This is a genomic window from Micromonospora andamanensis, from assembly GCF_016863495.1.
Lineage (GTDB): Bacteria > Actinomycetota > Actinomycetes > Mycobacteriales > Micromonosporaceae > Micromonospora > Micromonospora andamanensis.
In genome coordinates, this window is sequence record NZ_BOOZ01000003.1 from 487,828 (window position 1) to 497,308 (window position 9,481).

The 9,481-nt window shown below is 73.1% G+C and carries 8 protein-coding genes; 6 read left to right on the forward strand and 2 right to left on the reverse strand.

From position 1 onward, the window contains the following. The first annotated feature begins 143 nt into the window (after positions 1–143). On the forward strand, positions 144–2,057 hold the full coding sequence (gene glmS / locus Van01_RS04795; RefSeq protein WP_204000457.1) for a glutamine--fructose-6-phosphate transaminase (isomerizing): 1,914 nt from the start codon (positions 144–146) through the stop codon (positions 2,055–2,057). Between the two features lie 11 nt (positions 2,058–2,068). Here glmS and Van01_RS04800 read toward each other — a convergent pair whose 3' ends face one another. Together Van01_RS04800 and Van01_RS04805 are read right to left on the reverse strand one after the other, a co-directional pair. After that, positions 2,069–3,667 (reverse strand): alpha/beta hydrolase, encoded by a 1,599-nt coding sequence (locus tag Van01_RS04800; protein WP_204000460.1) that lies wholly within the window; start codon positions 3,665–3,667, stop codon positions 2,069–2,071. Then, positions 3,664–3,960 (reverse strand): type VII secretion target, encoded by a 297-nt coding sequence (locus Van01_RS04805; protein WP_204000463.1) that lies wholly within the window; start codon positions 3,958–3,960, stop codon positions 3,664–3,666. Before Van01_RS04805 ends, Van01_RS04800 begins: the two co-directional genes overlap by 4 nt. 196 nt (positions 3,961–4,156) lie before the next feature. Here Van01_RS04805 and Van01_RS04810 point away from each other — a divergent pair, with 196 nt between their 5' ends. The 5 genes from Van01_RS04810 (at position 4,157) to ung (ending at position 9,145) form a co-directional block, all read left to right on the forward strand. Continuing rightward, complete coding sequence (locus Van01_RS04810) at positions 4,157–5,626, forward strand: NAD(P)H-hydrate dehydratase (RefSeq protein WP_204000466.1); 1,470 nt, start codon at positions 4,157–4,159, stop codon at positions 5,624–5,626. Between the two features lie 42 nt (positions 5,627–5,668). Then, the gene (gene alr, locus Van01_RS04815) at positions 5,669–6,787 is read left to right on the forward strand and encodes an alanine racemase (RefSeq protein ID WP_204000469.1); all 1,119 of its coding nucleotides are present in this window, start codon (positions 5,669–5,671) and stop codon (positions 6,785–6,787) included. Beyond that, positions 6,784–7,887: an alpha/beta fold hydrolase gene (locus tag Van01_RS04820; RefSeq protein ID WP_204000473.1), complete on the forward strand. Its 1,104-nt coding sequence runs from the start codon at positions 6,784–6,786 to the stop codon at positions 7,885–7,887. The genes alr and Van01_RS04820 overlap by 4 nt, the downstream gene beginning before the upstream one ends. Before the next feature lie 5 nt (positions 7,888–7,892). Next, complete coding sequence (gene tsaE, locus Van01_RS04825; RefSeq protein ID WP_204000653.1) at positions 7,893–8,363, forward strand: tRNA (adenosine(37)-N6)-threonylcarbamoyltransferase complex ATPase subunit type 1 TsaE; 471 nt, start codon at positions 7,893–7,895, stop codon at positions 8,361–8,363. A gap of 80 nt (positions 8,364–8,443) precedes the next feature. After that, positions 8,444–9,145, forward strand: coding sequence for a uracil-DNA glycosylase (gene ung, locus Van01_RS04830; protein WP_204000476.1), 702 nt, complete (start codon positions 8,444–8,446; stop codon positions 9,143–9,145). Positions 9,146–9,481: the final 336 nt, after the last annotated feature.

The following is a 9,481-nucleotide window of genomic DNA, read 5'->3' on the forward strand; positions in this document are numbered from 1 at the left end:
GCTGCGATCACCTGGCCCGCCCGCCCGCCGGCTGCGTGGTTTGTGGCAACCTGCCACCGCCATCGCCAAATCGCTCAAATTCAGTGATTGTTTACCCCGCTTTCGAGCAGACATCGTGAGCGAAACTGGTTAGGCTGCCACCCATGTGTGGAATCGTGGGTTACGCCGGCGCCCGACCGGCGCTCGGCATCGTGCTCGACGGCTTGCGGCGGTTGGAGTACCGCGGCTACGACTCGGCAGGCGTCGCGATCGTGTGCGACGGCGAGCTGCTGACCGAGAAGAAGGCGGGCAAGCTGGCCAACCTGGAGAAGGTGCTCTCCGAGCGGGCGGCCGAGGACCCGGCCGGCTGCGGCGCCAGCCCGATCGGCATCGGCGACGGCACCACAGGCATCGGGCACACCCGGTGGGCCACCCACGGCGGTCCCACGGACCGTAACGCCCACCCGCACCTGTCGCCCGACGGTCGGGTCGCGGTGATCCACAACGGGATCATCGAGAACTTCGCCAAGCTCCGGACCGAGTTGGAGGACCAGGGCGTCACCTTCGCCAGCGACACCGACACCGAGTGCGCGGCGCACCTGCTCGCCGCTGCCCTGGCCGAGCTGCGCGCCGCCGGCCAGCCGGACGGGCCGCACCTGCTGACCGCCGCCATGCGCGTGGTCTGCCAGCGGCTGGAGGGCGCCTTCACGCTGCTCGCCGTCGACTCGGCGATTCCCGGCGCGGTGGTCGGTGCCCGTCGCAACTCACCCCTCGTGGTCGGCCGTGGTGACGGGGAGAACTACCTCGCCAGTGACGTCGCCGCGTTCATCGAGCACACCCGGGACGCGGTCGAGCTGGGCCAGGACCAGATCGTCCTGATCACCGGGGACAGCATCGAAATCACCGACTTCGACGGTCAGCCGGCCAGCGGCAAGGACTTCCACATCGACTGGGACTCCTCTGCCGCGGAGAAGGGCGGCTACGACTGGTTCATGCTCAAGGAGATCGCCGAACAGCCGGCGGCGGTCGCGGACACGCTGCTCGGCCGGCTCACCGAGACCGGCGAGATCATGCTGGACGAGGTCCGCCTCAGCGACCAGGACCTGCGCGACGTCGACAAGGTCTTCATCGTCGCCTGCGGCACCTCCTACCACGCCGGCATGGTGGCGAAGTACGCAATCGAGCACTGGACCCGGATCCCCTGTGAGGTGGAGCTGGCCAGCGAGTTCCGCTACCGCGACCCGGTGCTGGACCGGTCCACCCTGATCGTGGTGATCTCCCAGTCCGGCGAGACCATGGACACCCTGATGGCGCTGCGGCACGCCAAGGAGCAGAAGGCCCGGGTGCTGGCTATCTGCAACACAAACGGCTCCACGATCCCCCGGGAGTCCGACGCCGTCCTCTACACCCACGGTGGGCCGGAGATCGCCGTCGCCTCCACCAAGGCGTTTCTCACCCAGCTTGTCGCCTGCTACCTGATCGGCCTGCACCTGGCTCAGGTGCGCGGGGTCAAGTTCGCCGACGAGGTGGCGGCCGTGGTCGAGCAGCTCCACCAGGTGCCGGACAAGCTGCGGGACCTGCTCGGGCGGGTCGAGCCGGTCCGCGAGCTGGGCCGCGAGCTGCGCGGCGAACCGACGATCCTGTTCATCGGCCGGCACGTCGGTTACCCGGTGGCGTTGGAGGGTGCGCTGAAGCTCAAGGAGTTGGCGTACATGCACGCCGAGGGCTTCGCCGCGGGCGAGCTGAAGCACGGCCCGATCTCGCTCATCGACGAGAACACCCCGGTGATCTGCATCGTCCCGTCGCCCGTGGGTCGGGGGATGCTGCACGACAAGGTCGTCTCCAACATCCAGGAGGTACGCGCGCGTGGTGCCCGCACCATCGTGATCGCCGAGGAGGGCGACGAGTCGGTCGTCAGGTACGCCGATCACCTGATCTACGTCCCGCGTACGCCCACGCTGCTCGCGCCGCTCGTCACCACGGTGCCGCTCCAGGTGCTCGCGGCCGAGATCGCCGCCGCCCGGGGCCACGACGTCGACCAACCGCGCAACCTCGCCAAGTCCGTCACGGTGGAGTAGCCCGGGGCTGGTCACCTGCCCAGCACCACCCGCGCCATGCCGTCCAGCGCCGGATTGTCCGGATGCCAGTAGCCGGTGTGGCCGTACCGGCCGCTGGGGAACGTCCGCCCCCCGAAGCCCGGCTCGGCCGGGTCGCGCCCGAACCACAGTTCGTCGCCCGGCCCGGCCAGCCAACCGGCGATCGTGCCGATCGGGGAGGCGCCGAGCGCCGCCCGTCGGGCCAGTTCCTCGGGTGGGCGGGCCAGCCGGATCACGTCGTCAGGTGCGGTGCTGGCCCACACCTGCCCGGGCGGCAACCCCAGGTCGGCCGCGTGCGCCACGCCCACCCCGGGTGAGCCGACGAAGACAAGCGCGTCCGCGGCGAGACCGTGGTCGCGAGCGGCGGTGCCCACCACGAGCGACCCGTAGCTGTGCCCGAGCACGGTCTGCCGGCCGGGCGGGCCGTCGTGGGTGGCCCGTAGCCCCTCCTGGAACCGGTGCAGCGCCTCCCCGGCCGCGCGGGCCTGCCCGTCCCCGGCCGCCTCGTGCAGGAAATCCGGGGCGTCGTAATCCAGCCAGAGCACAGCCGAGGTCTGCTCACCCGGGGCCAGCTCGGCGCAGCGGGCCAGCACCCGCGCCGCCCGGCCCAGCTCGCCTGTGGCGTCGCCGAGCCCGGCGGTCATCCCCGGCACGTACGTGAGCACGTCCGAGGCCCGGTCCGGGTTGCCCAGGGCCACCACCGTCCGCCCCTCGCCGCCGACGTCCAGACCCAGCAGGTACGCCCGGGGCTGCCGGGTCGACTCCAGCCGGTCGACGAGCGCGTCCAGCCCGGACAGTTTGCCCTCGACGCCTCGCAGCCCGGCCACTTCCAGCGGGCCCCGGGGCACCCGGGCCAGCAACTGCTCCCACAACTCGGTGAGTGCCGCGCGGCGGGCCGCGAGCAGCAGCCTGTTGGCCTGGTCACGGGCGTCGGCCGGCACCCCGTCGAGCCGCCCGGTCCGCTCCGGCTCGTGCACCACCAACCAGCGCCGCTCGGCCGGGGTCAGCCCGGCCCACCAACGCCGCACCAGACCCGGCTCGGCGTTCGGCGGTGGTCGGTACGACGGTGGCCGGCTCGTCCAGCCGGTACCGGCGGCCTCGGCCAGCCGGGCGAGACGCGTCGTGGCCTCCCCGTCGGCCGTGGCGGCCAGGTCGAGAGCCTCCCGCAGGGCCGTGGCCACCTGGGCGACCGTCGCGCCGGAGCCGTCGGCCGGCACTCGGGCCGGATCGGCGCGTACGCCACCCCGGCGATCGATAAGCACCCCCGTGGCGGCGGCCGCCGCCACGGCCGCCGCCAGCCGGGCCCGGGCGGCCACCAACCGTGCGGCGAACTCGGCGAGCACCTGGTCGGTCTCGATCGCGACAGGCACCAGCGCGACAAGCTCGTCACGCAGCCCCGCCAGCCGGGCACCTGCCGACTCGGCGGCGCTGCCGGACCAGCCGGTGCGCAGGGTGACGCCACCGTCGGCAAGCTCACCGGCCCGCCGCTCGGCCACCCCGGCCAGACTCGCCCAGGCCGACCCGGTGGCCCGCCACGCGGCCGGGTCGGCCGGGGCGAGCTGGGCGTAGCCGACAGCCACAGGTGCGCTCATCGGGGCAGGGCGGAGAGCCGGGCGGCGGCCCGGTCGTCCACCGACTCGTACGCCCCGGCGGCGGCGCGCACCGCGTCGCCGGTCTCCGCGACCCGGGCACCGAGCCGCCCGGACCAGGCGTGCACGGCCATCTCCAGCGCGGCGAGGGCCCGCGCCGTCGACCATTCCCGGGACGGTGCGGTGAGCCCCGGCCAGCCGGCCACCCCGTGCGCCAGCCGGTGGCCGGTGTCACCAAGTGACAGCCCGACCCGGTGCAGCAGCTCCGGTCGTACGGCCAGCTTCTCCTCGACCATCGGTTCCTCCCGCCCGGCGTCAGCGCAACGTCGACGACGCTAGGCGGCGCTGGTGCCGGCCATGGTGCCCTGTGGACAGCCGGCGGTGGGCGTACCCCCGGTTCGTCCACAGGCGTTGCCGGACGCGTGGCCGACGGCTATCTTGCGGCCCGCACGCCGGTAGGGTTGGCCCGGTGATCGGGGAACGGGGTGTGGCATGAGGCCGGTCTGGCGGGTCGCGGACGTACGCGCGGCGGAGGCGGCTCTGCTGGCGACCCTGCCGCCCGGCACGTTGATGCAACGCGCCGCCGCCGGACTGGCCCGCCGTTGCGCGCTGCTGCTCGCCGAACGGGGCGGGGTGTACGCCGCGCCGGTGCTGCTGCTCGTCGGCTCCGGTGACAACGGCGGCGACACGCTGTACGCCGGCGCCCGGTTGGCCCGGCGCGGTGCCGCCGTGTCGGCGTTGCTGCTCACCCCGGATCGGGTCCACAGCGACGGGCTGGCTGCGCTGCGCGCGGCCGGCGGACGGGTCGTGTCGCGACCGCCGGCCGTGGTCGACGTGGTGCTCGACGGGATCGTCGGCATCGGTGGCCGGGGTGGCCTGCGGGAGACCGCCGAGCAGTTGGCGGCGAGTCTGCTGCGGCACCGGGGACGTGACGGTGAGCGGGCGACTGTGGTGGCGGTGGACGTCCCCAGCGGCGTCGCGGTGGACACCGGAGCGGTGCCGCTGACGCCGGCCGGCCGTCCGAACGCGGTGCGTGCCGACGTGACTGTGGCGTTCGGCGCGTTGAAGCCGGCACTGGCGGTCGGCCCCGCCGCCGCGCTGGCCGGCGAGGTGGAACTCGTCGACATCGGGTTGACGCCGTGGCTGCGCGGCAGCCCCGCGCTGCACGTGGTGGAGTGGTCCGACGTGGCCGACTGGTGGCCAGGGCTCGGCCCCACCTCGGAGAAGTACTCCCGGGGCGTGGTCGGGGTGGCCACGGGATCCGCCACGTACCCCGGCGCGGCGGTGCTCTCCGTCGGTGGCGCGCTCGCCGGTCCGACCGGCCTGGTCCGCTACGCCGGGGGTGCCCGGGAGGAGGTGGTCCGCGAACATCCCTCGGTGATCGCCACCGGCCGGGTGTCCGATGCCGGACGGGTGCAGGCGTGGGTCTGCGGGTCCGGGTTGGGCACCGACGAGCGGGGGGCCACCGAGCTGCGGACGGTGCTCGCCGCGCCGGTGCCTGTGGTGCTGGACGCGGACGCGCTGACCCTGCTCGTCGACGGCTCCCTCGCCGACCAGTTGCGCCGACGGGACGCGCCTATCGTGGTCACCCCGCACGACCGGGAGTTCACCCGGCTCTGCGGGGAGGAACCGGGCGCCGACCGGGTGGCCGCCACGCTGCGACTGGCCGCCTGGATGAACGCGGTGGTGCTGCTCAAGGGGGATCGTACGGTGGTCGGCACGCCGGACGGGCGGGCGTACGTCAACCCGACGGGCACCCCCGCGCTGGCCACCGGTGGCACCGGCGACGTGCTGGCCGGACTGCTCGGTTCGCTGCTCGCAGCGGGGCTGCCGGCCGAGCGCGCCGCCGCGGCGGCGGCGTACCTGCACGGGCTGGCCGGTCGGGAAGCGGCCCGGGGCGGCCCGGTGACCGCGCCGGACGTCGCCGTCGCGCTGCGTGCCGTGCTGGCCCGTCTGCCCTGAGTACCCGCCGTGGTGATCAGGGCGGAAAGTAGGGTGGGGAGCATGTGGCAGGCCGAGGTACGTGTCGACCTTGACGCGATCCGGGAGAACGTGGACCGGCTGCGCGCCGGCACCAGCGCGGAACTGATGGCGGTGGTGAAGGGCGACGGCTACGGCCACGGCATGGTCCCGGCGGCCCGGGCCGCGCTCGACGCCGGGGCGGACTGGCTCGGTGTCTGCACCCTGGACGAGGCGCTGACGCTGCGCGCGGCCGGCATCGAGGCTCCGGTGCTGGCCTGGCTGCTCGCGCCGGGGCTGCCGCTGCACAGCGGCGTGACGGCCGGCGTCGACCTGGGCGTGGCGAGCCTGCCGCAGCTCGACGAGATGCTGGCGGCGAGCCGGACGGCCGGGCGGCCCGCCCGGCTGCACCTGAAGATCGACACCGGGTTGGCCCGGGGCGGCGCGACTGTCGCCGACTGGCCGGTCCTGCTCGACGCCGCCGCGAAGGCACAGGCCGACGGACTTGTCGAGGTGGTGGGGGTGTGGAGCCACTTCGTGTACGCGGACCTGCCCGGCCATCCGACCACGGATCGGCAGGTGGCGGTATTCCATGAGGGGCTGGCCATGGTGGAGCGGGCCGGGCTGCGCCCGCGCTACCGGCACCTGGCCAACTCGGCGGCCACGCTGACCCGGCCGGACACCCACTTCGACCTGGTCCGTCCGGGGCTGGCCGTCTACGGCCTCTCCCCGGTGGCGGGCGAGACGTACGGGCTGCGGCCGGCGATGACCGCCCGCGCCCGGGTGATGCTTACCAAGCGGGTGCCGGCCGGTGCCGGGGTCTCCTACGGCCACACCTACACGACCGAGCGGGAGGCGAACCTGGCCGTGGTGCCGCTCGGCTACGCCGACGGGGTGCCCCGGCACGCCTCGAACTCCGGTCCGGTGCAGCTCGGCGGGGTACGCCGGACCATCTCCGGCCGGGTCTGCATGGACCAGTTCGTCCTCGACTGCGGCGACGACCCGGTGGCCGCCGGCGATGTGGCGACCCTGTTCGGCGACGGGTCCGAGGGGGAGCCCACGGCCGACGACTGGGCCGAGGCCGTCGGCACCATCAACTACGAGATCGTCACCCGGTTCGGCAGCACCCGGGTACCCCGCGTCTACGTCGGCGACCGGACATGACCGGCTGGCAGATCCCTCGGCCCCGGACCACCGCCGGAAAGGCCGCAGGTCTGGTCGGCGCGGCGCTGGGGGTGGCCGCCGCCGGACTGGCCGCCGGCGTCGCCACGGAACGCGCCCTGGTCCGCCGGCTCAAGGCCGACCCCGCCGACGCGTACGCCGACGAGGTCTTCGGCGATCAGCGGTACGACGAGGCGTACCGGCTGGAGATGAGCGACGGCACCGACATCCACGTCGAGGTGGTCGAGCCGACCCGGCCGGTCGAGGGCAACCCGACGGTGCTGCTGGTGCACGGCTTCTGCCTGGACATGGGCACCTTCCACTTCCAGCGCAAACTGCTCGCCGAGCGGGGCGAGCACCGGATCGTCGCGTACGACCAGCCGGGGCACGGCCGGTCGGGGCGGCTGGAGAGCGGCGAGTACGACCTCACCGCGCTCGGCCGTACGCTGCGCCGGGTGATCGACCGGGCCGCCCCGGAGGGGCCACTTGTGCTCGTCGGTCACTCGATGGGCGGCATGACCATCATGGCCCTGGCCGAGCTGTACCCGGAGATGTTCGGCGACCGGGTGGTGGGCACCGTGCTGATGGCCACGTCGGGCGGGTTGCTTGCGGAAACGAAGCTTGTCGCGCCCGCCCTGCTGGGCCGGGTGGGTGCGCCGGTACTCTACATGGCGGGCAACGTCACCAGGTACGGCGGGGCGGTGATCGACAGGGCCCGCCGGTCGACCACGAACGTGGCCTGGCTGCTGACCCGCAGGTACGGCTTCGGCACCCGACAACCGAGCCCCGCGCTCGTGTCGTACGTGGAGGAGATGAACTCCCGTACCTCCGCCGACACGGTGACCCGCTACCTGCGTACCCTGGCGACCCACTCCCGGTTCCCGGCGCTCGCCGCGTTGGCCGGCACGCCGGTGCTGGTGATCGTCGGCGCCAAGGACATGATCACTCCGGTGACCCATTCGGAGGAGATCGTCCGGCGGCTGCCGCACGCCGAGTTCGTGCGGATTCCCGACAGCGGTCACGTGGTGATGCTGGAGCACGCCGACGAGGTCAACGCCGCGTTGCTCCGCTTCCTCGACACGTGCGGGCGGGACGGCTCGTGACCGCTGTGGTGCTGCCGACCGTCGCGGACACCCACGCCTTCGGGCAACGGCTGGCCGGGCTGCTGCGCGCCGGTGACCTGGTGCTGCTCACCGGCCCGCTGGGCGCCGGCAAGACCGCGCTGACCCGGGGGATCGGCACCGGCCTGGGGGTGCTCGGCGACGTCACCTCGCCGACGTTCGTGATCGCCCGGGTACACCGTCCGGACCCGGCCGGCGGGCGAGGTGTGTCGCTGGTGCACGCCGACGCGTACCGGTTGGGTGACGCGGTCGATCCCCGGGCCGAGATCGACGACCTCGACCTCGACGCCTCGGTCGACGAGTCGGTGACGGTTGTCGAGTGGGGTGAGGGACTTGTCGAGCAACTGGCCGACGCTCATCTGTGGATCCGCCTGCACCGGCACGACGACGACACCCGCACGGCGGAGCTGGAGCCGGTCGGTGGCGACTGGGCGGAGCGCCTCGCCGCCCTGGGCTGAGCGCTGTCGTACCTGATACCTACAGTGCGTACCCGGCACCTACGGTGTCCGCAGACGTTCCGACCGGTGAGAGGTTGCCGATGCCCGACGACACCCCTGCTCTCGACCTGCTGGCGCTGCTCCCCGAGCAGTGGCGGGCGGTGCTGACCCCCCATCTCGACCCGGCCCGCACGGCCGCGCTCAGCGAATTCGTCGCCGGGGAGTACGCCGCCGGCCCGGTCTTCCCGCCGGTCGAGGACCTGTTCTCGGCCTATCGGCGCTGCGCACCGTCGGCCTGTCGGGTGTTGATCCTCGGGCAGGACCCCTACCACCGCGCCGGCCAGGCCCACGGGCTCAGCTTCAGCGTGCGCGAGGGGGTGTCGGTGCCGCCGTCGCTGCGCAACGTCTTCAAGGAGCTGGGCGAGGATCTGGGCGTGCCGAAGCCGCGCAGCGGCAACCTCGACGGCTGGGCGGGGCAGGGCGTGCTGCTGCTCAACTCGGTGCTGACCGTGCGGCAGGGTGCCCCCGGCTCGCACGCCAACCGGGGTTGGGAGGAATTCACCGACGCGACAATCCGGGCCCTCGACGCGCTGGAGTCCCGGGTGGTCTTCCTGCTCTGGGGCGGCTACGCGCGCAAGAAGGCGGCGCTTGTCACAAACCCGCAGCACGTGGTGCTGGAGGCGGGTCACCCGAGCCCGATGAATCCGCGCGGTTTCCTCGGCAGCCGGCCGTTCAGTGCCGCCAACAAGGCGCTCGCCGACGCTGGCCTGCCCACAATCGACTGGGAGCGCACGGCCGGCTGAGCCGCCGTACTTTCCCCCGCGCTGTCCGCACGTACCAGTGGTGGCATCCGCCTGGTTGGTCGGTGGGGCCGGTCGGACGAGGTTTCTTGACTGACGTCGTAGGTTCGATAACGATATCTAAATATAGATGTCCGCTTACGTCTTCAGTCAGGGGTCAGTTGGCGACGCGAAGCAGCAGTGGAGCACCCACCCAACCGACAGTCCGGCAATTCGTACAACCATGGCGCGACATCGACGTGCGGTGACCGTCCCCTCGACCGCGCGCACCCCACCACCTCAAAGGAGAAGCACGCCGAGATGAACGAAATCCCCACACACCGCAAGAGTCGCCGACGC